Source organism: Sphingobium sp. ZW T5_29 (genome assembly GCF_044987515.1).
Lineage (GTDB): Bacteria > Pseudomonadota > Alphaproteobacteria > Sphingomonadales > Sphingomonadaceae > Sphingobium.
Window position 1 is genome coordinate 141,092 of sequence record NZ_JBJDRM010000007.1, and the last position, 22,005, is coordinate 163,096.

General features: G+C 62.1%; 21 protein-coding genes. 10 read left to right on the forward strand and 11 right to left on the reverse strand.

What is annotated here, in order from left to right; all coding sequences use genetic code 11:
• Positions 1 to 195 precede the first annotated feature (195 nt).
• From ACI3KQ_RS08075 to cysS, 3 genes are all read right to left on the reverse strand, one after another.
• The gene (locus ACI3KQ_RS08075; protein WP_404956449.1) at positions 196 to 1,566 is read right to left on the reverse strand and encodes a class II 3-deoxy-7-phosphoheptulonate synthase; all 1,371 of its coding nucleotides are present in this window, start codon (positions 1,564 to 1,566) and stop codon (positions 196 to 198) included.
• Positions 1,567 to 1,691: 125 nt separating this feature from the next.
• Positions 1,692 to 2,150 carry a Rap1a/Tai family immunity protein gene (locus tag ACI3KQ_RS08080; RefSeq protein ID WP_404956451.1) on the reverse strand — a complete coding sequence of 153 codons (459 nt, stop codon included), beginning with the start codon at positions 2,148 to 2,150 and terminating at the stop codon, positions 1,692 to 1,694.
• A gap of 5 nt (positions 2,151 to 2,155) precedes the next feature.
• Positions 2,156 to 3,673 (reverse strand): cysteine--tRNA ligase, encoded by a 1,518-nt coding sequence (gene cysS / locus ACI3KQ_RS08085; RefSeq protein WP_404956453.1) that lies wholly within the window; start codon positions 3,671 to 3,673, stop codon positions 2,156 to 2,158.
• A 304-nt stretch (positions 3,674 to 3,977) separates the two neighbouring features.
• Here cysS and ACI3KQ_RS08090 point away from each other — a divergent pair, with 304 nt between their 5' ends.
• From ACI3KQ_RS08090 to ACI3KQ_RS08100, 3 genes are all read left to right on the forward strand, one after another.
• The gene (locus ACI3KQ_RS08090; RefSeq protein ID WP_404956455.1) at positions 3,978 to 4,688 is read left to right on the forward strand and encodes a Bax inhibitor-1/YccA family protein; all 711 of its coding nucleotides are present in this window, start codon (positions 3,978 to 3,980) and stop codon (positions 4,686 to 4,688) included.
• A gap of 2 nt (positions 4,689 to 4,690) precedes the next feature.
• Positions 4,691 to 4,984, forward strand: a complete 294-nt coding sequence (locus tag ACI3KQ_RS08095; RefSeq protein ID WP_404956549.1) for a zf-TFIIB domain-containing protein — start codon at positions 4,691 to 4,693, stop codon at positions 4,982 to 4,984.
• 130 nt (positions 4,985 to 5,114) lie between these two features.
• A complete protein-coding gene (locus ACI3KQ_RS08100; protein WP_404956457.1) occupies positions 5,115 to 6,572 on the forward strand; it encodes a mannose-1-phosphate guanylyltransferase/mannose-6-phosphate isomerase in 1,458 nt (485 codons plus the stop codon).
• 125 nt (positions 6,573 to 6,697) lie between these two features.
• On the opposite strand, the gene polA is transcribed toward ACI3KQ_RS08100, so the two are convergent.
• The 7 genes from polA to aroQ form a co-directional block, all read right to left on the reverse strand.
• Positions 6,698 to 9,484, reverse strand: a complete 2,787-nt coding sequence (polA, locus tag ACI3KQ_RS08105) for a DNA polymerase I (protein WP_404956459.1) — start codon at positions 9,482 to 9,484, stop codon at positions 6,698 to 6,700.
• A gap of 112 nt (positions 9,485 to 9,596) precedes the next feature.
• A complete protein-coding gene (locus tag ACI3KQ_RS08110) occupies positions 9,597 to 10,190 on the reverse strand; it encodes a hypothetical protein (RefSeq protein WP_404956461.1) in 594 nt (197 codons plus the stop codon).
• Between the two features lie 451 nt (positions 10,191 to 10,641).
• Positions 10,642 to 10,986, reverse strand: a complete 345-nt coding sequence (gene arsC, locus ACI3KQ_RS08115; protein WP_404956463.1) for an arsenate reductase (glutaredoxin) — start codon at positions 10,984 to 10,986, stop codon at positions 10,642 to 10,644.
• 10 nt (positions 10,987 to 10,996) lie between these two features.
• Positions 10,997 to 11,191, reverse strand: a complete 195-nt coding sequence (locus ACI3KQ_RS08120) for a DUF898 domain-containing protein (protein ID WP_167303846.1) — start codon at positions 11,189 to 11,191, stop codon at positions 10,997 to 10,999.
• A gap of 68 nt (positions 11,192 to 11,259) precedes the next feature.
• Positions 11,260 to 12,606 carry an acetyl-CoA carboxylase biotin carboxylase subunit gene (accC, locus tag ACI3KQ_RS08125; protein ID WP_404956465.1) on the reverse strand — a complete coding sequence of 449 codons (1,347 nt, stop codon included), beginning with the start codon at positions 12,604 to 12,606 and terminating at the stop codon, positions 11,260 to 11,262.
• 13 nt (positions 12,607 to 12,619) lie between these two features.
• Positions 12,620 to 13,096 (reverse strand): acetyl-CoA carboxylase biotin carboxyl carrier protein, encoded by a 477-nt coding sequence (gene accB / locus ACI3KQ_RS08130; protein ID WP_404956467.1) that lies wholly within the window; start codon positions 13,094 to 13,096, stop codon positions 12,620 to 12,622.
• An 84-nt stretch (positions 13,097 to 13,180) separates the two neighbouring features.
• Positions 13,181 to 13,621: a type II 3-dehydroquinate dehydratase gene (gene aroQ / locus ACI3KQ_RS08135; RefSeq protein WP_404956469.1), complete on the reverse strand. Its 441-nt coding sequence runs from the start codon at positions 13,619 to 13,621 to the stop codon at positions 13,181 to 13,183.
• Between the two features lie 121 nt (positions 13,622 to 13,742).
• Between aroQ and thiS the strand changes: the two genes are divergently transcribed.
• The 7 genes from thiS (at position 13,743) to ACI3KQ_RS08170 (ending at position 21,085) form a co-directional block, all read left to right on the forward strand.
• A complete protein-coding gene (gene thiS / locus ACI3KQ_RS08140; protein ID WP_404956471.1) occupies positions 13,743 to 14,744 on the forward strand; it encodes a sulfur carrier protein ThiS in 1,002 nt (333 codons plus the stop codon).
• Between the two features lie 180 nt (positions 14,745 to 14,924).
• Positions 14,925 to 15,635, forward strand: a complete 711-nt coding sequence (locus ACI3KQ_RS08145) for a CoA transferase subunit A (protein WP_404956473.1) — start codon at positions 14,925 to 14,927, stop codon at positions 15,633 to 15,635.
• The gene (locus ACI3KQ_RS08150; RefSeq protein WP_404956551.1) at positions 15,635 to 16,285 is read left to right on the forward strand and encodes a CoA transferase subunit B; all 651 of its coding nucleotides are present in this window, start codon (positions 15,635 to 15,637) and stop codon (positions 16,283 to 16,285) included. Before ACI3KQ_RS08145 ends, ACI3KQ_RS08150 begins: the two co-directional genes overlap by 1 nt.
• Positions 16,286 to 16,296: 11 nt before the next feature.
• Positions 16,297 to 16,737, forward strand: coding sequence for an HIT family protein (locus tag ACI3KQ_RS08155; protein ID WP_404956475.1), 441 nt, complete (start codon positions 16,297 to 16,299; stop codon positions 16,735 to 16,737).
• 47 nt (positions 16,738 to 16,784) lie between these two features.
• Positions 16,785 to 18,083 (forward strand): glycosyltransferase family 4 protein, encoded by a 1,299-nt coding sequence (locus ACI3KQ_RS08160; RefSeq protein WP_404956477.1) that lies wholly within the window; start codon positions 16,785 to 16,787, stop codon positions 18,081 to 18,083.
• Positions 18,084 to 18,198: 115 nt separating this feature from the next.
• Positions 18,199 to 19,821, forward strand: coding sequence for a beta-3-deoxy-D-manno-oct-2-ulosonic acid transferase (locus ACI3KQ_RS08165; protein ID WP_404956479.1), 1,623 nt, complete (start codon positions 18,199 to 18,201; stop codon positions 19,819 to 19,821).
• Positions 19,814 to 21,085 (forward strand): capsule biosynthesis protein, encoded by a 1,272-nt coding sequence (locus ACI3KQ_RS08170; RefSeq protein ID WP_404956481.1) that lies wholly within the window; start codon positions 19,814 to 19,816, stop codon positions 21,083 to 21,085. The genes ACI3KQ_RS08165 and ACI3KQ_RS08170 overlap by 8 nt, the downstream gene beginning before the upstream one ends.
• Here ACI3KQ_RS08170 and ACI3KQ_RS08175 read toward each other — a convergent pair.
• Entirely contained in the window at positions 21,075 to 21,893 is an 819-nt protein-coding gene (locus ACI3KQ_RS08175) for a phosphotransferase family protein (RefSeq protein ID WP_404956483.1), read from the reverse strand. The two genes, ACI3KQ_RS08170 and ACI3KQ_RS08175, sit on opposite strands and share 11 nt — an antisense overlap.
• Positions 21,894 to 22,005 lie beyond the last annotated feature (112 nt).

The window sequence follows — 22,005 nt, forward strand, 5'->3', positions numbered from 1 at the left end:
GATCTGCCTTCTGGAGGCATGATTGCGCAGGTGTTTTTGAGTGCGGGGACGTCTTGCGCTTGGGAATGGATGGCGGGACTGGGTTCCTGCCTTCGCAGGAACACGGGGGGTGAGGTGGCGAGGGTGACGCCTGTTTCCGTCCTCACGCGACCGCTCTCCGTGCTCCTGTTTGCGCAGGAGCACGAAGGTGCTTGGTCAGGCCGCTGCGCGCCGTTCCTTCAGTTCGTCATTCAACATTTCCGCGAGCAGGAAGGCGAGTTCCAGGCTCTGCGCGGCGTTGAGGCGCGGGTCGCAATGGGTGTGGTAGCGATCGGCCAGACCTTCGTCGGTGATCGCAATCGCACCGCCGGTGCATTCGGTCACATTCTGGCCGGTCATTTCGGCATGGATGCCGCCGCCAAAGCTGCCCTCTGCCCGGTGAACGGCGAAGAAGCCGCGCACTTCGGCCAGGATGCGGTCGAAGGGGCGGGTCTTGTAGCCGTTCGCCGCCTTGATGACGTTGCCGTGCATCGGGTCGCAGGACCAGACCACCGGATGGCCTTCCTTCAGCACCGCACGGACCAGCTTGGGCAGGCCCGCCTCGATCTTGTCATGACCGTAGCGCGTGATGAGCGTGATACGGCCCGCCTCGCGCGAGGGGTTCAGTATGTCGAGCAGGCGAATGAGTGCGTCCGGCTCCAGGCTGGGGCCGCATTTCATGCCGATCGGGTTGCCGATGCCGCGCAGATATTCGACATGCGCCGAACCTTCGAACCGCGTGCGGTCGCCGATCCACAGCATATGCGCCGACGTGTCATACCAGTCGCCGGTCAGCGAATCCTGCCGGGTCAGCGCCTGCTCATAGGGGAGCAGCAGCGCTTCATGGCTGGTGTAGAAGCTGGTTCCGCCAAGCTGTGGCACGGTTTCGGGCGACAGGCCGCAGGCGCGCATGAAGTCGAGCGCCGCGCCGATCTGATCGGCGACCGCGTCGAACTTTGCCGCGAGCGGGCTACGGCCCATGAAATCGAGCATCCAGCCATGGACCCGATCCAGGCTGGCATAGCCGCCGGTCGAGAAGGCGCGCAGCAGATTGAGCGTCGCCGCCGACTGGTTATAGGCGCGGATCATGCGCTGGGCATCAGGTTCGCGCGATTCCGGCGTGAAGGCGATGTCGTTGACATTGTCGCCGCGATAGCTGGGCAGCTCCACGCCGCCGATCGTTTCCGTATCGGCCGAGCGCGGCTTGGCGAACTGGCCCGCCATGCGACCGACCTTCACGATCGGCAGCTTGGACGCGAAGGTCAGGACGACCGCCATCTGCAACAGCACGCGGAACGTGTCGCGGATGTTGTTCGGGTGGAATTCGGCAAAGCTTTCGGCGCAGTCGCCGCCTTGCAGCAGGAATGCGTCGCCGGTCGTGACCTTCGCCAGTTCGGCCTTCAGGCTGCGCGCTTCGCCGGCAAAGACGAGCGGGGGAAACTGGCTGAGCTGTGCCTCCACAGCGCCAAGCGCCTGGGCATCACGATAGGTGGGCATCTGAATGCCCTTATGTTCCCGCCAGCTTTCCGGCGTCCACTTCGCCGCCACGGCCAATCTCCCAAAAGATATAAAAATAGGGGCCGCCCCTACGCCGATGAAGGGGCTAACGCAAGTTTATACCATATGGCGACGGTGCGGTGGGCAAGATGGACCGCAGTGAACGATCAGGCCTGTCACTTCTGACAGGGATAGTGACCGTTCAGTGCGACGCTGACCAGGACGGAAGCGGGCGCCCTGCGCTGGTCGGGATAGCGCTCCAGATAGCCGACGACGACGCGCCGGACATCGTTGGCCAGCATCTTGTCAGGCCAGCAATTGGGCTGCGCCCGGCCGATGAACACGTCCTTCTTGATCCCGTCCACCGCGCCGACGATGTAGGCGGTGCAGGCGAGTGCATATTCGGGAGCCTTGTTGCGGCATTTTTCCAGCAAGGTCGCGCCGGTTTCAAACATGAAAGCCTGGGCGGCCACGGGTTGGGGCGTCAGGATGCTGCCGAGCAAAAGCGACGCCGCCAGGAGGGGTGATTTCATGAGCGGATGGTGCGCCCGGCGGTGCATCATGTCCAGCCCGGCGAGCGCGCGCACAGCACGGCCTGGCGCATTGTGACGCATCCGTAACATAATGGTAAACAAGGGTTTTACCCCAGGTTCGGTCGCCATTCCCAGCGTAGGGGATCACCATCCATGACATCGATCCCGCGTTCGACCAGGGTGTCCCTGATCTCATCCGACAAGGCGAAATCCCGGTCGGCGCGGGCAGCCTGCCGCCGGTCCAGTTCCGCCTCCACCGCCTCAGGCGTCATCTGCGCGTCTTTTGGCGTGAGGCGCAGGTCCGCACGCGTCACGGTGAGCAGGTTCAGCCCCAGCGCCTGGTCGAAGGCCGCGATCAGGCATAGCTTTTCATCGACGGGCACCTTCTTGAGCGCAATCGCCTCTTCCAGCAGGGGCAGGGCGCGCGGGGTCATCAGGTCGTCGCTGATCGCCGCGTCAAACTGTTCCAGCAAGGGCGCGAGCTTTGGATGCAGGTTTGCGCGCAGATAATCGAGCCGCGGCGACTGCCAGGTTACGCCCTCTGCCCGACCTTTCAGCCCTTCCACCGCCATGATCAGGCGCTTGAGCCGCGTGAGCGCCGCGCCGACGCTGTCCGCGCTGAATTCGAGTTCGCTGCGATAATGCGCGCCCAGGCACAGCAGGCGATAGGCGAGCGGGTGGACGCCCGCGTCAATGAGCGAGAAGAGAGTGGTGAAGCCGCCCTTGGACTTGCTCATCTTGCCCTGGCGGTCCACGAGGAAGTTATTGTGCATCCACCAGCGTGCACCGGTGAAACCGGGCTGCGCATCGGTGCAGCCGCAATAGGCCTGGTTCTGCGCGATTTCGTTGGGATGATGGATTTCGCGATGGTCGATGCCGCCGGTGTGGATGTCGAACGGATGGCCCAGCCGCGCCTGGCTCATCACCGAACATTCAAGGTGCCAGCCCGGTGCGCCTTTGCCCCAAGGGGAATCCCATTCCATCTGCCGCTGTTCGCCGGGCGGGGATTTGCGCCAGATGGCGAAGTCGGACGGGTTGCGCTTGCCCGCGATCGGGTCGATGCGGGCGTGGGCGGCGTCATCCCGTCCGCCTGCCAGCGCGCCATAATCAGGCACCGTGCTGCTGTCGAAATAAAGGCCGCTGTCCAGTTCGTAGCAATGATCGGGCGCGATCTTTTTCGCGAATTCGATCATTTGCGGGACGTAATCGGTCGCGACCGTCCACTCGCTGGGCGGCAGGATGTTGAGGTCGGCGATATTCTGCTTGAACGCGTGCGTGTAATGGGCGGCTATGTCCCAGATGCTCTTCGCCTGGGCGCGGGCGGCGGCTTCCATCTTGTCATCCCCGGCATCGGCGTCGCTGGTCAGATGGCCCACGTCAGTGATGTTGATGATGTGGGTTACATCCATTCCCTTCCACAACAAGGTGCGGCGCAGCGTGTCGGTGAACACATAGGCGCGCAGATTGCCCAGATGGGCATAGTTGTAGACGGTCGGGCCGCAGCTGTAGACGCGGGCATGGTTCGGATCGAGCGGGGCGAACGGATCGACCGTGCGCGTCAGGCTGTTGAAGAGGCGCAGGGGCGCGCTCACATGCTGTTCGTCGGGGGTGAACTGGTCGCTCATGAGGCGCAGCCATGGGGCGGTTCACGGCGGTCGTCAACCGGTGACGATGTCGCTTTATCTGGCGCGCTCATGTGTAACAAATTGTTGCTATGGGCTCGGTCCCTTGCGCGAGCGTGGTTCTGTACCGATATTGCTAGAGCGGGCCGGGCCCCTCTGGCGGATGGATTTTGATCCAGCCGCGATGTCGGACCGCATCGAGTGCGCTCGGTGCAGGTTCGTGGGGCTGAACCCCCTCCAGCCTTGCGAAGACCGTGCCGGGCCACTCGATCCACATGATGACTTTGAAGGATGGAGTTTTAACGCCGTGAACAATCCCGTTCGTACACCCAATTACGGGACGGCGCAGGCGGCGCAATATGACGCCGGGCTGCGCAGTCATATGCTGGGCGTATTTCGCAACATGGGCATTGGCCTGGTTATCACCGGGCTGGTCGCCGCCTTCATCGGCAATACGCCGGTGCTGGCCGCCGCGATTTTCGGCACGCCGCTGAAATGGGTTGCGATCTTTGCGCCTTTGGCCTTCGTGTTTTTCTTCAGCTTTCGCATCGAAAAGATGACGACGGCGGGCGCACGCATGGCTTTCTGGGCCTTTTCCGCCGTGATGGGCGTGTCGCTGGCCAGCATCTTCCTGGTGTTTACCGGGGGCAGCATCGCGCAGGCCTTCTTCTCGGCCGCGGTGATGTTCCTGGCGATGGCGCTGTGGGGCTATACGACCGGCCGCGACCTTACCAAGATGGGTTCGTTCCTGATGATGGGCCTGATCGGCATATTGGTGGCGATGGTCGTCAATATCTTCATCGGATCGTCGGCTTTGCAGATGGTCGTTTCGATTTTGGGCGTCGTGATCTTTACCGGCCTGACCGCCTGGGATACGCAGCGCATCAAGTCGGAATATTTCGTCTATGCCGGTCATGAGATGGCGCAGAAGATGCAGGTCATGGGCGCGCTGTCGCTGTACCTGAACTTCGTCAACCTGTTCCAGATGCTGCTGCACCTGACGGGCGAACGGGAATAATGATGCGAACGTCTGAAGCCGTGTCGGCGATGCTCTGCCCGGTCTGCCATGTGGGACTTTCCATGACGGACCGGCAGGGCGTGGAGATCGACTTTTGCCCGCAATGTCGTGGTGTGTGGCTGGACCGGGGCGAACTCGACAAGATTATCGAGCGATCCGCTTCGGTTGCAGCCACGCCGCCACCGCCCCAGCAACAGCAACAGCCCCATTACCGCCCGGATCGCGACTATCGCGATGATGGCCGCTACTATCAGAAGAAACGCAAGAAGAGCTTTCTGGAAGAGCTGTTCGACTAAGCAGGGACGGCCATCGTGCCGTCCTTTTTTCATGGGGCCGAGGAAAGCGGGCGGGGAGCCGCTGGCCCTTGCCTCCCGCGATTGATCCTATAGAGCTTCTCGCCAGGTTTCATTTAGCGATCAGGGTTTCATGTCGACACGCAACGCATCCCATGCCGAGGTCACACCCGTCATCCTGGCGGGCGGGTCGGGAACCCGGCTTTGGCCCCTGTCGCGCAAATCCTATCCCAAGCAGTTCGTCCCCCTTTTGGGCGAAACCACGCTGTTCCAATCGGTGGCGCGGCGCCTGTCCGGCGGGGGCGAGCAGTTTTCCTTTGCCCGACCGCTGATCCTCGCCAATTCGCTGTTCCGCTTCATCATCGCGGAGCAGTTGGCGAAGGAGAATATCGATCCGCAGGCGATCCTGATCGAACCGGAAGGGCGCAACACCGCGCCCGCCATATTGGCGGCGGCGCTGCATCTGGTTGCCAGCAAGCCCGACGCCATCATGCTGGTCGCGCCTTCCGATCATGTCGTGCCGGACGTGGCCGCTTTCCATCAGGCTGTCGAAAAGGGTTTGGTCGCGGCAGAGGCTGGCGACCTTGTCACCTTCGGCATCAGCCCGACGCGGCCGGAGACTGGTTATGGCTATCTGGAGGCGGAACGTCGACCGGACGGTTCGGGTGAGCCGATCAGGCTTTCCAGCTTTGTCGAAAAGCCCAGCGCCGCGCGCGCGGAGGAGATGCTGGCGACGGGCAATTATCTGTGGAATGCGGGCATCTTCCTCTTTGCCGCCAAGGACCTGATTGCAGCGTTCGAAAAACATGCCCCCGCCATATTGTCGGCGGTGCGGGCGGCGGTCGATCAGGCTGAAAGCGATCTGGGCTTCCTGCGGCTGGCAGCGGAGCCATGGGGCGCAGCGGAAAGCGTTGCCATCGACTATGCGATCATGGAGCGGGCGGATAATCTGTCAGTGGTCCCGTTCGATGCGGAATGGTCGGATCTGGGCGGTTGGGACGCAGTGTGGAGCCATTCGCGGCCGGACGAAAATGGCGTTGCCTTGTCCGGGGCGGCAACCGCGCTCGATTGTCGCGACACGCTGCTGCGGTCGGAAAGCGACGGGCTGGAGATTGTCGGGCTTGGCCTGGACAATATCGTTGCGGTGGCGATGAACGATGCGGTGCTGATCGCGGACAAGTCACGCACGCAGGACGTAAAGCTGGTCGTGGAGGCATTGCAGCGCAAGGGCGCTCCACAGGCGGAGGCTTTTCCCAAGGATCATCGGCCATGGGGCTGGTATGAAAGCCTGGTGGTAGGGCCGCGGTTCCAGGTGAAGCGCATCACCGTGCTGCCGGGCGCGTCATTGAGCCTGCAGAGCCATTTCCATCGGTCGGAGCATTGGATCGTGGTCGAAGGGACGGCGAAGGTGACTGTCGGGGACGAAGTCCAGCTGTTGTCGGAAAACCAGTCCGTCTATGTGCCGGTGGGCGCGATGCACCGGATGGAGAATCCGGGACGCATTCCGATGGTCTTCATCGAGGTGCAGACCGGGTCCTATGTGGGGGAGGATGATATCGTCCGCTATGAGGATCGTTACGCGCGGAAATGAGGCGTTTGGTGCTGCGGGTGCCTGTTCGGGTCCCGGCGATGTGTGCTCCTGCGCAGGCAGGAGCCCAGCTGAGATGGTGGAACTGGGCTCCTGCCTGCGCAGGAGCACGTAGTTCAATCCAGTCGTCAGTGCGCCGCGCCCCAGCTTGGGCCGTGGCCGATTTCCACGCCCAAGGGCACGCTGAGCTTCACGATAGGTTCGGCGGCGGTTTCCATGACATGGCGGATGATGGGGCTGGCGCGTTCCACGTCCCGTTCGGGCAGTTCGAAGACCAGTTCGTCGTGGACCTGGAGCAGCATTTTTACATCGTGCAGCCCTTCGGCGGCGAGTGCCGGTCCCATGCGAGCCATGGCGCGTTTGATGATGTCGGCGCTGGTCCCCTGAATCGGGGCATTGATTGCGGCGCGTTCGGCGCCCTGGCGTTCGTGCTGGATCGGAGCCTTGATACGCGGGAACCAGGTTTTTCGCCCGAACAGGGTTTCGGTATAGCCCTGTGAACGGGCCTTTTCGATCGTTTCGGTGATGTAGAGGCTGATGCCGGGGAAGCGTTCATAATAGCGGCTGATCATGTCCTGCGCTTCGTCGGCGGTGATTTCGAGGCGACCCGCGAGGCCCCAGCGGGAAATGCCGTAGAGGATCGCGAAGTTGATCGTCTTGGCGCGACCGCGGGTGTCGCGATTGACTTCGCCGAACAGTTGCTGGGCGGTGGCGGCGTGAATGTCCTCGCCATTGGCGAAGGCCTGTTTGAGGGCGGGGACGTCGGCCATGTGCGCGGCGAGGCGTAGTTCGATCTGGCTATAATCTGCAGCAAGGATGACATTGCCCGGTTCCGCGACGAAGGCGTGGCGGATTTGACGGCCAAGTTCGGTGCGGATGGGAATATTCTGAAGGTTCGGGTCGGTGGAGGACAGGCGGCCGGTCTGCGCGCCCGACAGGGAATAGCTGGTGTGGACGCGGCTGCTGTCCCGGTTGATCTGGGCCTGGAGAGCGTCGGTATAGGTGGATTTGAGCTTTGAAAGCTGGCGCCAGTCGAGGATTTTTCCGGCGATCTCTGCGCCCTGGACCTTGAGCTGTTCCAGGATGGTGACGTCGGTGGAATAGGCGCCGGACTTGCCTTTCTTGCCGCCCTTGTAGCCCATTTTTTCAAACAGGATCGCGCCCAGTTGCTGGGTTGATCCGATGGCGAAGGGCTGTCCGGCGATCGCGTGGATTTCCCCTTCAAGCCGGGCGATTTCCGCCGTGAACTCGGCAGACAGGCGCGCGAGGGCTTCGCGATCGACCTTGATGCCTTCATGCTCCATCTTGGCGATGACGGAGACGAGCGGGCGGTCGACCAGTTCGTAGACGCGGGTCGCGCCTTCATTGGCGATGCGGCTCTTGTAGATTTTCCATAGCCGCAGCGTGACGTCGGCGTCCTCTGCGGCATATTCGGTCGCCTTGTCGAGCGGGACTTCGGCGAAGCTGATCTGGTTCTTGCCGGTGCCGCACACGTCCTTGAAGCTGATGCATATGTGGTTGAGATGGGTCTTGGCCGCTTCGTCCATGCCGTGACCCGACAGGCTCTGGCCTGCATCGAGGTCGAAGCTCATGACGATAGTGTCGTCATAGGGTGCGATTTCAATGCCGTGACGACGCATAACCGTCAGGTCATATTTGAGATTCTGTCCGATCTTGAGGACGCTGTCGTCCTCCAGCAGAGGCTTGATTTTTTCGAGGACGAGGGCGAGCGGAAGTTGATCAGGCTTTTCCGCGAACATGTCCTTCCCGCCATGTCCGACCGGGATATAGCAGGCGGCATTCGGCCCGACGGCGAGGCTGATGCCGACCAGCGCGCAGGAAACGCAGTCCAGCATGTCGGTTTCGGTGTCGACGGCGACGACGCCCTCCGCGTGAGCGGCGGCGATCCAGCGGTCGAGAGCTTCCGGCGTGACGACGGTTTCGTAGAGGCTGCGGTCGATCGGCGGTTCTTGTTCGAGCACGGGTGCGGCGGGCGGCGTCGCCTGGGAAACGGCGGCGGCGGCGGTTGCGATGGCGACCGCAGCGGCAGGCGCGCCCAGGCGGGTCAGAAGTGATTTGAAGCCGTGATGCTCCAGGAAATTCTGTAGCGGTTCGGGCGGTATGCCCTTGAGCGTCAGGTCTTCCAGCGGCTCTGGCAGGTCCATCGCATCATGCAGCGCGACCAGGCGGCGCGACAGGCGCGCCATGTCGGCATGGGCGATGAGGTTTTCCTGCATCTTCGATTTCTTCATCGACGGCGCGGCGTCGAGCGCGGCTTCCAAGCTGCCATATTCGCTGATGAGTTTCGCTGCGGTCTTTGGGCCGATGCCGGGGATGCCGGGGACATTATCGACGCTGTCGCCCATCAGGGCGAGGACGTCGCCGAGCTGTTCGGGCTGGACGCCGAACTTTGTCATCACATAGTCCGCGCCGCGCCGCTCATTCTTCATCGTGTCGTACATGTCGACGCCGGGCTGGATGAGCTGCATCAGGTCCTTGTCGGAGCTGACGATGGTGACGTGCCAGCCAGCCGCGACGGCGGCTTTCGTATAGCTGGCGATGATGTCGTCAGCTTCGAAGCCCGCTTCCTCGATGCAGGGGAGAGAGAAGGCGCGTGTGGCGTCGCGGATCATCGGGAATTGCGGGACCAGATCCTCCGGCGCGGGCGGGCGGTTCGCCTTATACTGGTCGTACATGTCGTTGCGGAAGGTGTGGCTGCCCTTGTCCAGCACTACCGCGAGATGGGTGGGGCCTTCCGCCTTGCCCAGTTCCTCGGCCAGCTTCCAGAGCATCGTGGTGTAACCATAGACCGCGCCGACGGGCTGGCCATGCTTGTTGGTGAGCGGCGGAAGCTGATGATAGGCGCGGAAGATATAGCCGCTGCCGTCGACGAGGTAGAGATGATTCTGGGCCATGGGCGCAGGGGATAGCGGGTTATGCGGGGTGGCTCCAGTGGGGTTGTCGGGGCGTGGCAGTTGAGCGCAGAGGCCGCCCAACTGCGCGGGACTGGTGCCCTGGTCTGGCCGATCAGAGTTCCAGTTGGCCTTTTTCCGCCTGTTGTTCAGCCCGCTCCGTTGCCTTGGCGTGGTAATCCGATGTGGCGGTAGCCATTTGATTGGTCATGGCAAAGCTGGTCAGGGCGACGTTGAAGCGGGATGCGAGAGCCGGATTCTGGGAGCTTGGCGTGATTTGGTAAGAGATGGCATGGAGGCAAGGAAGAACCTTGTCGGTGCGCAGGCTATGGCTTCGGCATTCGAAATAGCTGGAGTTGCTGTTCGTCATGCGAGCCCCATCCCGTGCCCGGACGATCCAGCCTGAACTTTGGTTGCCAGAGTTGGTATCGTCGAACATGCCATATTTGCCCGCCACTTCCTGCGCTATATTGGCGATAGGCAGTTCCTTGCCGACGGGATATTCCGTGGTGCGGTCTATATGAACCACCCGTTCCCCGCCGGGCGGGCCAAGCAGCCATACATTCACCTTGTCCAGGCCCGTGTCTGCATTCAGGTTGATTTGCGACATCTGGGCACCGGACGGTAGCGACGCGCTGTTCTTGCTGACGTTGATCGCATAGCTTGCGTTTTTGCACAGCAGGACTCCGCGAACCTGATCCTGCGTCATCCCATTTCGCAATCCGACTATATCATCGGCCGGCTGGCCGCGAGCAGCGGTTTGCGGTTTGAACTTGTCGCAATCAACATCCACCTTTTCGGTCGCCGGGGCCGCGGCTGCGTCCGCCTGAGGCATCGACGAGGCTGTATCAGCGGAATTCCCAGTCGTACTGTCTCCAGCGTCGCATCCAGCCAGCAACGCCAGTCCTGCAGTCATGAATCCCTTGTACCGCATTGCCATGCCTTTCAGCGGAGGAACTTCAATGCTTTCTCGATGTCCGATCGAGCGTAAAGAGCGCATTTTATGCCATGTTCCTTGCGCCCCCGCAACGGATCGGGCCGGGCGCAAAAGTATAGGTGCATAATCCTGTCGGTCGATATTTGACTCGAAAAGACGCGATGAAGCCAGGAATTGGCTGTGAAAATCCTTGCCGACTTTTGATCGGCCTCGATCGAATATCTTAGAGGATTTCGCTGACCCGCTCGGGAGGGCGGGCGATGACTGCGCCCTTGTCGGTGATGACGATGGCGCGTTCGATCAGGATGGGGTGCGCGGCCATCGCGTCCAGCACGGCCTTGTCGTCGCTCACGTCGAGGCCGATTTCCTTGACCACTGCCTCGCCCTTGCGGAGGGCCTGGGAAGGACGGACGCCCGTCTGCGCCAGTACCGCCTCGATCTCGGCGCGCGTGGGCGGGGTCTTTAGATATTCGACCAGCTTAACCTCAACCCCCGGCGTGGCTTCGAGGATCGCGAGCGCGGCCCGTGATTTGGAGCAGCGTGGGTTGTGCCAGATGGTCGCCTTCATCGTGCCTGCCTTATCGGGTCCGTTCGACCGGATTGCCCGGTTGGTAGATTTCGACTTCCATATTGGAGAAGAAATATTTGAAGTTCCAATAAGCATAATAGGGCAGCGCGAGCCCCAGGGTTATCAGGCACAGCAGGATAAGACCGAGGGACATGATGAAATATTCCAGGAAATGCCCCGTGAAGACGATCTTGCCCTTTTGCATGCCCATTCCCCCCTTAACTCAATAAATATTGAGATGGCGCGCAAAGCCCCCTTGGCGCGCCATCACAGTCATTCCTCGCGCGCCAGCCACTCTTCCAGCCACTTGATCGTATAGTCGCCATTGAGAAAGTCCGGGTCGGTCAGCAGTTTCTGGTGAAGCGGGATCGTGGTTTTCATGCCTTCGATCACATATTCTTCCAGCGCGCGGCGCAGGCGCATGATGCAGCCTTCGCGGGTGCGGCCGTAGACGATCAGCTTGCCGATCATGCTGTCGTAATAGGGCGGGACGCGGTAGCCCTGATAGAGGCCGCTATCGACGCGGACGTGCATGCCGCCGGGAACATGATAGCTAGTGACGGTGCCGGGCGACGGCGCGAAGGTGCGCGGATCTTCGGCATTGATGCGGCATTCGATGGCGTGGCCTTTGAACTCGATATCCGCCTGCTCGACCGAAAGCGGCTTGCCTTCGGCGACGCGGATCTGTTCGCGAACAAGGTCGATGCCGGTGATCATTTCGGTCACCGGATGTTCCACCTGAAGCCGGGTGTTCATTTCGATGAAATAGAATTCGCCGTCTTCCCAAAGGAACTCGATCGTGCCCGCGCCGCGATAGCCCATGTCGGCCATCGCCTTGCGCACGACTTCGCCCATCTTGTCGCGTTCGGCGGTCGAGAGAACGGGGGAGGGGGCCTCCTCCAATACCTTCTGGTGGCGGCGCTGGAGCGAGCAGTCGCGTTCGCCAAGATGAATGGCGTTGCCGTTGCCGTCGCCGAACACCTGGAATTCGATATGCCGGGGGTTGCCCAGATATTTTTCCATATAGACGGTGTCGTCGCCGAAGGCGGCCTTGGCTTCGCTGCCTGCCTGCTTCATCGAGGTTTCGAGCAGGTCTTCGGAGGGCACGACTTTCATGCCGCGACCGCCGCCGCCCGATGCCGCCTTGATAAGGACGGGATAGCCGATCTTTGCGGCGACCGCCTTGGCTTCATCGACGCTGGAAAGTGCGCCGTCGGAGCCGGGGACCAGCGGCAGGCCGAGCGCGCCAGCGGTGCGCTTGGCTTCGACCTTGTCGCCCATGATGCGGATATGTTCGGGCTTCGGCCCTACGAAGGCGAGGTTATGCGCCTCCACAATCTCCGCGAACTGGGCGTTTTCCGACAGGAAGCCATAGCCCGGATGGATCGCGTCCGCGCCGGAGATTTCAGCAGCGGAGATGATCGCGGCGACGTTCAGATAGCTGTCCTTGGCCGCGGGCGGGCCAATGCAGATCGCTTCGTCGGCGAGGCGCACATGCATGGCATCGGCGTCGGCGGTGGAGTGCACCGCGACGGTCTTGATACCCATTTCATGGCAGGCGCGGTGGATGCGGAGCGCAATTTCGCCCCGGTTGGCGATCAGCAGCTTTTCAATGGCCATGTGTCGCGCGGCCTTATTCGATGACGATCAGCGGCTGGTCATATTCGACCGGCTGGCCGTTATCGACCAGCACGGCCTTGACTGTGCCCGCGCTGGGCGCGGTGATGGCGTTCATGACCTTCATCGCTTCGACGATCAGCACGGTGTCGCCTGCCTTCACGGTCGAACCGACGGCGGCGAAGGGCGCTGCGCCCGGTTCAGCCGAGAGATAGGCGGTGCCTACGATGGGCGAGCGGACGGCGTTGGCGGCGGCGGGAGCGGCTGCTTCGGCAGGTGCCGGGGCGACCGCCGCGGGTGCGGCCACCGGAGCAGCGACGGGCGCAGGCGCGTAGGCGACTGCGGCGTTGGCCGCCTTTCGCGCGACGCGGATCTTGCGATCGCCGTCCTCCACCTCGATTTCCGTCAGATTGGTGTCGTCGAGCAGCGCGGCGAGGTCCCGCACCAGCTGCACGTCGACCTGCATTGCGCCCTTTTCAGCCTTATCGTTCATTTGAAGTCCCTGGACGATGAAATGTCTTATGCGATGCCCGCGCCTATGCGCATTTGGGCCGAAGCGCAACTTTTGAGCGACGAGTTAAAGTTCCAGCGCGGCTTCCAGCGCCAGCATATACGACATCGCGCCAAAACCCGCGATCGTTCCCTTGGCCGCCATGCCGACATAGCTTTTGTGGCGGAAAGGCTCGCGCTTGTGCGGGTTGGACAGGTGCACCTCTATGACGGGCACGCTGATGCCCTTGATCGCGTCATGCAGCGCGACGGAAGTGTGGGTCAGCCCGCCGGGATTGAAGATGACGGCATGCGCCCCTTCCTCATGTGCTTCCTGAAGCCAGTCGATCAGATGGCCTTCATGGTTGGACTGGCGGAAATCGATTTCTACATGGGCGCGGGTTGCGGCATCCTCCATCCGTTCGGCAATGTCGTCCAGCGTGTCATAGCCGTAGATTTCCGGTTCCCGCGTGCCCAACATGTTGAGGTTCGGGCCGTTCAACACATAGATTTTCCGCGCGTCGGCCATCGCATTCCCCCTTTAGCATGTTGCGGCAGGGGCGTGGCGGCCCCTATATGCAGGGTGATCTTTAGCCTTTCGTGTCGCGCCAAGTCGAGACACGTTCTTTCGTAAGAGACAGGACAGAGCATTGCACGTCGACGGAACAGTATCGATCTCCATCAATGGCGAGCATCGCCGGGTGCGGGCGGGCATGACGCTGGCCGAACTGGCGAGCGAACTTGGCTTTGTGCCGGAAAAGGTGGCGGTGGAGCGCAATCTGGAGGTCGTGCCGCGTTCGACATTGGCACAAGTTTTTGTCGAGGATGGCGACGATCTGGAGATCGTGCATTTTGTTGGCGGCGGGGATGTATCGGCTGTCGAGGATGACAGCTGGACCGTCGCGGGCAAGACATTCCGGTCCCGTCTGATTGTCGGGACGGGCAAATACAAGAATTTCGAACAGAATGCGGCGGCGGTCGCGGCTTCGGGGGCGGAGATCGTCACCGTGGCAGTACGGCGCGTCAATGTGTCCGACCCCAAGGCGCCGATGCTGACCGACTTCATCGATCCCAAGAAGATTACTTATCTACCCAATACGGCGGGCTGCTTCACTGGTGAGGAGGCGATCCGCACGCTGCGGCTGGCGCGTGAGGCGGGCGGATGGGACCTCGTCAAGCTGGAGGTGCTGGGCGAGGCGCGGACGCTGTATCCCGACATGGTGGAGACGCTGCGCGCAACCGAGGTGCTGGCCAAGGAAGGCTTCAAGCCGATGGTCTATTGTGTGGACGATCCGATCGCGGCCAAGCGGCTGGAGGATGCGGGCGCGGTGGCGATCATGCCGCTGGGCGCGCCGATCGGGTCGGGGCTGGGCATTCAGAACCGGGTGACGATCCGCCTGATCGTGGAGGGCACCAAGCTGCCGGTGCTGGTGGATGCGGGCGTCGGCACGGCGTCGGAAGCGGCAGAGGCGATGGAACTGGGTTGCACTGGGGTGCTGATGAACACGGCTATCGCGGAGGCCAAGGACCCGGTGCTGATGGCGGCGGCTATGAAGGCTGGCGTGGAAGCCGGGCGCATGGCCTATCGCGCCGGGCGGATGGGGAAGCGGATGTATGCCGATCCGTCGAGTCCGTTGGCGGGGCTGATTTAACGGGCAACGTGCTCCTGCGCAGGCAGGAGTCCAGTTCATGTGCCGCGACGATAAGGTGAGGTCGAGACTGGGTTCCTGCCTTCGCAGGGACACCGGGGCGCTACTTTCGCCGTTGCAGCAAATTGACCCTTCCATCCCTTACCCCTATGGGCAGAGCGGGTTCAGGATGAAGGAAAAGCGATGGTGAAGAAGCTCTACCCCGATGCTGCGTCTGCGTTGGAGGGCCTTCTCTTCGACGGCATGCATTTATGTGCTGGCGGCTTTGGTCTTTGCGGAATTCCTGAACGGTTGATCGACGCAATTCGCGATTCGGGGGTCAAGGGCCTGACCATCGCGTCCAACAATGCCGGAATTGACGGCGAAGGTCTGGGCAAGCTGTTGCGCACGCGGCAGGTGAAAAAGATGATTTCCTCCTATGTCGGCGAGAACAAGGAGTTCGAGCGGCAATATCTGGCAGGGGAACTGGAGGTGGAATTCTGCCCCCAGGGCACGCTGGCGGAGCGCTGCCGCGCTGGCGGGGCGGGTATTCCGGGCTTCTACACCAAGACGGGCGTCGGCACGGCGGTTGCCGAGGGCAAGGAGGTCAAGGTCTTCGACGGGCAGGACTATATCCTGGAACGCGGGATTTTTGCCGATGTCGCCATCATCAAGGGGTGGAAGGCTGACGAGAGCGGCAACCTGATCTTCCGCAAGACCGCGCGCAATTTCAACCAGCCGATGGCGACCGCTGCGAAAATCTGCGTGGCGGAGGTCGAGGAAGTGGTGCCGGTGGGCAGCCTTGACCCCGACGCTATCCACCTGCCCGGCATTTATGTGAAGCGCATGATCATTGGCGCGCCCTACGAAAAGAAGATCGAATTTCGCACCGTTCGCCAGAGGGAGACCGCGTGATGCCCCAGGAAACCAAAGGCTGGACTCGTGACGAGATGGCCGCGCGGGCGGCCAAGGAACTGAAGGACGGTTTCTACGTCAACCTTGGCATCGGCATTCCGACGCTGGTGGCGAACCATATTCCGGCGGGCGTGGAAGTGACGCTCCAGTCGGAAAACGGCATGCTGGGCATCGGTCCTTTCCCTTATGAAGGCGAAGAGGACGCCGACCTGATCAATGCGGGCAAGCAGACGATCAGCGAATTGCCGAACAGCGCTTATTTTTCAAGCGCCGACAGCTTTGCGATGATCCGGGGCGGGCATATCGACCTGACCGTGCTGGGCGCGATGGAGGTCGCGGAAAATGGCGACATCGCCAACTGGATGATCCCCGGCAAGATGATCAAGGGCATGGGCGGCGCGATGGATTTGGTCGCGGGCGTCAAGAAGATCATCGTCGTGATGGAGCATACGTCCAAGGACGGTAGCCCCAAGTTCATTCCGGCCTGCACCCTGCCGCTGACCGGCAAAAATGTGGTCGATATGATCGTGACGGACCTGTGCGTGTTCATGCGCGCCGACCATGACAGCCCATTCAAGCTCGTTGAACTCGCGTCGGGCGTGACGGCGGAGGAAGTCGCCGCTAAGACTACGGCTCAATATCTGAGCTGAGGACTGGTGGCATGAGCCTTGAGGGCACCTATGACGAAGGCAATGTCTTTGCACTGATCCTGCAGGGAAAAATCCCTTCGACCAAGCTGTATGAGGATGCGCATACATATGCCTTCCTCGACATCCAGCCGCAGTCGAAGGGGCATAGCCTGGTCATTTCCAAATGGTCGAAAGCCCGCAACATCCTTGAGATCGAGGAGGAGGCGCTGGCGCAGGTGATGGCGACGGTGAAGAAGGTCGCGGTCGCCACGCACAAGGCGCTGGACCCCGATGGCATCCATGTCGCCCAGTTCAACGGCGCGCCTGCCGGGCAGACCGTGTTTCACCTGCATGTCCATATCGTGCCGCGCTGGGCAGGCGGCCCGATGGGCTTTTCCGCACATGCGCAGGGCAATTTCGCCGATCCGGCTGCGCTTGAGGCATTGGCGGAAGAGATTCGTGCCCAGTTCTGATTTGAGGGCCGGGCCGCAGGGAAAATATCGGACAGGGAAGCGATAAGATGGCGCTCAAGCCGTTCAAGGCTCCCGGTGCGCGGCTGGCGCTTCGGGCCAAGCCTGCCAGCCCGATCTTTGCTGCACAGGACGGAAAGGCGGAGGTCATATTGGACCTGTCGCGCCTGCTTTCGCGCAGTTTTCATGCGGCTCCCACCGGCATCGACCGCGTGGAGTTCGTCTATGCGCGCGAACTGCTCCAGCGCATTCCCGAACGGCTCGCCTTTGCAGCGGTCCATCCGGCAGGCGGCTATTATGGTCGTCTGAATACAGCGGCAGTTCGTCAATTTCTGGCCTTCACCGCCGCGCGGTGGCGCAATGCGGACATGCCGGATGAAAAGGTCGGTCGGGCGGCCATCATCCGTCATCTGATCGCGTTGAGACCGCGACCTGTCCCCCGCGCGAAGGGCGCACGCGTCTATTTGCAGGTTTCGCCTCATCATCTGGACGATCCCGATCAGGTCGGCGCGATTTTGCGCGCGGAAGGAGCGCGGTTCGTGACGCTGGTGCATGATGTCATCCCGCTCACCCATCCCGAATTCGCCCGGCCCCAAGGCGCCCACGACCATCTGCGGCGCGTGCGGACCATCGATCGGTTCGCGCACGGCATCATCGGTAACAGTCAGGCGACCATAGACGCGCTGGGTCCGCATATGAGCAGAGGCCTGGCCGGACGGGCGCTTTGCGTCGCGCATTTCGGTGCCGATCCGCCGGACATGCCGTCGACGGACGGTTTCCAGAGACCGTCCCGGCCCTATTTCGTCTATATTTCAACCATCGAACCGCGCAAGAATCACCTGCTGCTGCTGAACATCTGGCGGCGGTTGATCGAGCGACTGGGCGATGAAGCGCCGATGCTGATATTGATCGGCCGTCGCGGTTGGGAAAATGAGAATGTCATCGATCATCTGGAACGTGGCGAGATATTGCGCGGCCATGTGGTCGAGGCGGGCGAACTGTCCGACAATGAAATGCAGCAGCTTGTCGCCCATGCGCGGGCAATGGTGATGCCGTCATTCGAGGAAGGGTTCGGCATGCCGGTGGTCGAGGCGCTGGCGGCGGGCGTGCCGGTAATCTGCAGCGACATCGTTGCGCATCGCGAAGTGGGAGGCGACGCACCCGACTATCTGGACCCGCTGGACGGGTTGGGATGGCTGAGCCTGATCGATGCCTATCGGCAGCCGGATTCGCCTGAGCGGGCGGCGCAGCAGGCGCGTATCGCGGCATGGCGCGCGCCGACCTGGAGCAGTTATTTCGACCGGGTCATGACGCTGCTGGATGATGTGAACGTAGCGACCTTCGCTTGACCTTCCTCCGCCAGCAGAGCCATAGACGTTGCGTGACCATTGCTACTATCGGCTTGCGACAACGCAGTAATTCCTCCGGTTTGTGCCTTGATGCGGAGAGGGCAGGCATCATTTGATGAGCGGGGCTGCCTTTCTCCGTTCGCCCCCCTTTCCGGGAATTGCCCCAGCCGTTGCGGCGGTCAGCAGGCCAGGCGCGGTTGGCGTGGAGCGTGTTTCCGACGAACTGCTGGAGGACATCGCCAGAGCGCGGGTGGGCGGCGATTTTTGGGGGCAGTGTCGGGCGGGGTTTCGGGTGATCATTCGCGCTGGCATGCCCGTGGTGCCGGGGATGATCGACCATGTCCCGGCAGCGGAAATCGCCGTTGTGGGCAGAGCGCACAGGCCGACGCGCGGCACCCGGCTTACCGGAGCGACAGACCCCTGGGCGTTGATGGACGGCGCGCAATCGGTCCATGCGTCGGAGGATGATGAGCTGGCCATCGTCGCGGGCCTGATGAACGTCCCGGTTCATGGGCCGGACGGCCTCCAGATACCCCCGGAGCGGTTGCGAGAGGTCGCGCGTAGGGCGGTGGGTGCGGCGTCCTATCGCAATTGTTTTACGGGCGATCCCGCCAGTGTCGGCGATGTCCTGTTTCAGCTGAGCGAGTGGCGTCGACAGCTTGAGACCAATCGCGGCTTCGCGGCGGTGACCGGGATGGCCTGGTGGAAGCGGGAGGCGATGCGGCGTTTTCTGTGGGACGGCGTGAGATCCCCGCCATTTCTGTCGCCAAGGGGCGCGCTGCGTCAGGCGGCTAGGGAGAAGGGCGGCGTCGCCTACTGGCCTTCGCGGGTCCCGGCAACATTCGGGGATGAAGCCAAGGCGCGGGACGTAGCGATTGCGAAGGTGGAGGATGGGTTCCTCCGGTCCAAGGGTTTGGGTGCTGCGCTGACGCCGCCCGGATCGGTGGTGATCGACCGGCGCGGCATCTATTATGACGCGCGAGGGCCGAGCGATTTGGAAACGCTGTTGGCAACTCATGACTTTACGCCTGCACTGATCGATCGCGCCCGTCGCTTGCGGTCGGCCATCCGGGCAAGCGGCGTCACCAAATATGGGCTGGAAGCGGGCGGCATGCCCGACCTTCCCGCAGGGCGAAGGACGGTGCTGGTGGTGGGGCAGGTAGAGGATGACCTGTCGGTTCAGCAAGGCGGAGCGGGAGTCGCAGGAAATCTGGCGCTGCTGGAGCGGGCGCGACAGGTAGAACCGGACGCCTATGTCATTTATCGCCCGCATCCTGATGTTCAGGCGGGATTGCGGCGAGGTCATCTGAATGACGGGACTGTGCTGGGCCTTGCGGACATTGTCGATACTGGCGCACCGCTGATGGCTCTGGTCCGGGCGGTGGACGATGTGCATGTGCTGTCATCCCTTACCGGGTTTGAGGCGTTGCTGCGCGATTGCCCGGTGACCGTGCATGGCATGCCATTTTATGCCGGGTGGGGGCTGACACGCGACCTGGCCCAGCCTAATGGGCGCAGAGGTCGCCAATTGACGATCGACCAGCTTGTGGCCGCCGCCCTCATTCTCTATCCTCGCTATCTGGACCCGGTCACGCGGTTGCCCTGCGGTCCTGAAATCATGGTGGAGCGGATGGCGAGCGGATCAACACCACCCCTATCGTGGCTGATCCGGTTGCGGATGATGCAGGGAAGAATACAAAGATTCATGACATTGTCCGCTGAGCGTTTCCATGGCTGACGCGCCTGTCCAGACTTTCCTGTTTCTGCAGGGTCCTCACGGACCTTTTTTCGCGATGCTGGCAGATGCCTTGCGGGCGCGGGGCCATGGCGCGCTGCGCATCAACATCAATGGTGGCGACAAGGTCGATTGGCCGGGAGAGGCGACCGACTATCGCGGGACTTTCCGCAACTGGCCGCTGTTTTTTGATGACTTCATCGTCCATCATGATGTGACGGACCTCATCCTCTATGGCGATTGCAGGCCCTATCATGCGTCCGCGCACAAGATGGCGCGGTTGCGTGGGCTGCGCGTCCATGTTGTCGAGGAAGGCTATATCCGCCCGGACTTCATGACGTTGCAGGAAGATGGGGTGAATGGCAATTCGACCCTGCCGCTCGACCCGCAATGGTTTCTGGATCAGGCACGGGAGCTGCCCCCCGAAGACGGTGGGAAGGACCCGCAGGTCCCGTCCGCTTTCCGCCAACGCGCCGTGAACACCGCGCGCAACGGCCTTGCTTCAGCGGTCATGCGCCCCGCCTTTCCCTTTTACCGGACGCATCGTCCACAAAATTTCGCGCTGGAGGCGGCGGGCTGGTTCAAGAAGTTGATGTTGCGCAAAGGCGACAAGCGGGCATCGGTGGCCGAATGGGAGAAGGTCAGGGACAAGCCCTATTTCACCCTGCCGCTGCAGCTGGATTCGGATTATCAGATCCGGGTGCATTCCCCCTTTGGCAACATGCGGGCGGCGCTGCGCTTCGTCATCAAAAGCTTTGCGCGCCATGCCCCGCCGGAAACGTCCCTGCTGGTGAAGCGCCATCCGCTCGATTCCGGGCTGGTCGCCTGGGAACGGCTGACGCGGCGGCTGGCGGCTCGCTATGGGGTGAGCGACCGTGTGTTCTACCTGGCCGACTGGGATATTGCCCAGGTGGTGGGAAAGTCGCTGGGCGTGGTGACAGTGAACAGCACCGTGGGCACGCTGGCCCTCAATCGGGGCAAGCCCGTGCTGGTGCTGGGCCATGCCGTCTACAAGGTGCCGGGGGTTGTCTATAAAGGGACGCTGGATGAATTTTGGCTGGACCCCGGCGCACCTGACGAGGAACTTTATTCGGCGTTTCGGCGCGTTCTGATTGACCGTTGCCTGATCCGGGGCGGGCTGCTGAGCGAGCAGGGGCTGAATATGCTGGTGACTAATGCGGTCGAACGGCTTTGTGTCCGGGGCGAGAATTGTCAGTCGAAGCCCGGTAAACGCCATGCCGCAGCGGAACTGCAAGTTACGGGGTGAAGAGCGGCAATTGCGCCTGGGCCAATGCCCGGTTGAGATAGGCATGGAATGCCCGGTCCCGGACCGAGGGACGGGCGCGGAGCCAGGCCAAAGCGACGACCGGGCGCCAGAGCGACAGTTGGTCAGCGTCCATGCCGGAGCGTTTCCGATAGGCGCGGCTCAAGCGTCCCGCTGCCCAATCGCGCCAGAGCGCCGTGACTGGATCGGCGGGGCCTTCGCCAAATCGCATCAGCATTTCGGCCCGCACCATGTCGGCTGCTGGATCGCCCACCGCCGCTTTCGCCCAGTCGAGAATGACCGGTTGGCCATCGCGCATGATGATATTGTCGATGTGAAAATCGCCATGCAGCAGACGGTCCGATTGCGGTAGTTGCCCAAGATAATAGCAGGCGGCTTCCTTCAGGCTGGCCGAAGCGGGGCCATAGTTGATGTCGGTTTCCAGTACCGAATTGACGGTGCGCAGGCCGTTTGCGGGCCGGTCGTGAATGGCGGCGAGCAGGTCGGCCATCTGCCCCAGCAACGCTGACGCTCTGTAGGGCTTTTTGCGGATGGTGGCCGTCAGCGACCCGCCGCTGATTTCCGGGTAGATCAGCGCCGGCAGGCCATCGACGCTGGTCCGGCTGGACGGAGCGACGGTGGGCAGGCGATGCGACGCCGCAAGGGTCGCCGCCGCCATTTCCCGCTGGATCATGTCCTCCGAAACGGCCGCGTGATAGACCTTGATGATCTGGCCTTCCGATATCCTGAACACCTGCGAGCTTTTGCCCTTGCCGAGCAGCACCCATTGATCGGTCCGTTGAGAGGGCATGTGCCGCGCGTTTTCCTTAAAGACAAAGTCGCCCCGCCGCTTTCCCACGGGTGGGCGAGCCGATTTATTCGTTTTTGCAGGATTTGCCGAAGGCTAATTTAATGGTAGCGGC

Coding starts and splice junctions, on each gene's coding strand:
- ACI3KQ_RS08160 (WP_404956477.1), top strand. CDS start 16,785: ATGGCGCTCAAGCCGTTCAAGGCTCCCGGTGCGCGGCTGGCGCTTCGG.
- ACI3KQ_RS08095 (WP_404956549.1), top strand. CDS start 4,691: ATGCGAACGTCTGAAGCCGTGTCGGCGATGCTCTGCCCGGTCTGCCAT.
- aroQ (WP_404956469.1), bottom strand. CDS start 13,621: ATGGCCGACGCGCGGAAAATCTATGTGTTGAACGGCCCGAACCTCAAC.
- cysS (WP_404956453.1), bottom strand. CDS start 3,673: ATGAGCGACCAGTTCACCCCCGACGAACAGCATGTGAGCGCGCCCCTG.
- ACI3KQ_RS08120 (WP_167303846.1), bottom strand. CDS start 11,191: ATGCAAAAGGGCAAGATCGTCTTCACGGGGCATTTCCTGGAATATTTC.
- accC (WP_404956465.1), bottom strand. CDS start 12,606: ATGGCCATTGAAAAGCTGCTGATCGCCAACCGGGGCGAAATTGCGCTC.
- ACI3KQ_RS08170 (WP_404956481.1), top strand. CDS start 19,814: ATGGCTGACGCGCCTGTCCAGACTTTCCTGTTTCTGCAGGGTCCTCAC.
- ACI3KQ_RS08175 (WP_404956483.1), bottom strand. CDS start 21,893: ATGCCCTCTCAACGGACCGATCAATGGGTGCTGCTCGGCAAGGGCAAA.
- ACI3KQ_RS08165 (WP_404956479.1), top strand. CDS start 18,199: ATGAGCGGGGCTGCCTTTCTCCGTTCGCCCCCCTTTCCGGGAATTGCC.
- accB (WP_404956467.1), bottom strand. CDS start 13,096: ATGAACGATAAGGCTGAAAAGGGCGCAATGCAGGTCGACGTGCAGCTG.
- ACI3KQ_RS08145 (WP_404956473.1), top strand. CDS start 14,925: ATGGTGAAGAAGCTCTACCCCGATGCTGCGTCTGCGTTGGAGGGCCTT.
- ACI3KQ_RS08100 (WP_404956457.1), top strand. CDS start 5,115: ATGTCGACACGCAACGCATCCCATGCCGAGGTCACACCCGTCATCCTG.
- arsC (WP_404956463.1), bottom strand. CDS start 10,986: ATGAAGGCGACCATCTGGCACAACCCACGCTGCTCCAAATCACGGGCC.
- ACI3KQ_RS08155 (WP_404956475.1), top strand. CDS start 16,297: ATGAGCCTTGAGGGCACCTATGACGAAGGCAATGTCTTTGCACTGATC.
- ACI3KQ_RS08150 (WP_404956551.1), top strand. CDS start 15,635: ATGCCCCAGGAAACCAAAGGCTGGACTCGTGACGAGATGGCCGCGCGG.
- polA (WP_404956459.1), bottom strand. CDS start 9,484: ATGGCCCAGAATCATCTCTACCTCGTCGACGGCAGCGGCTATATCTTC.
- ACI3KQ_RS08110 (WP_404956461.1), bottom strand. CDS start 10,190: ATGACGCAGGATCAGGTTCGCGGAGTCCTGCTGTGCAAAAACGCAAGC.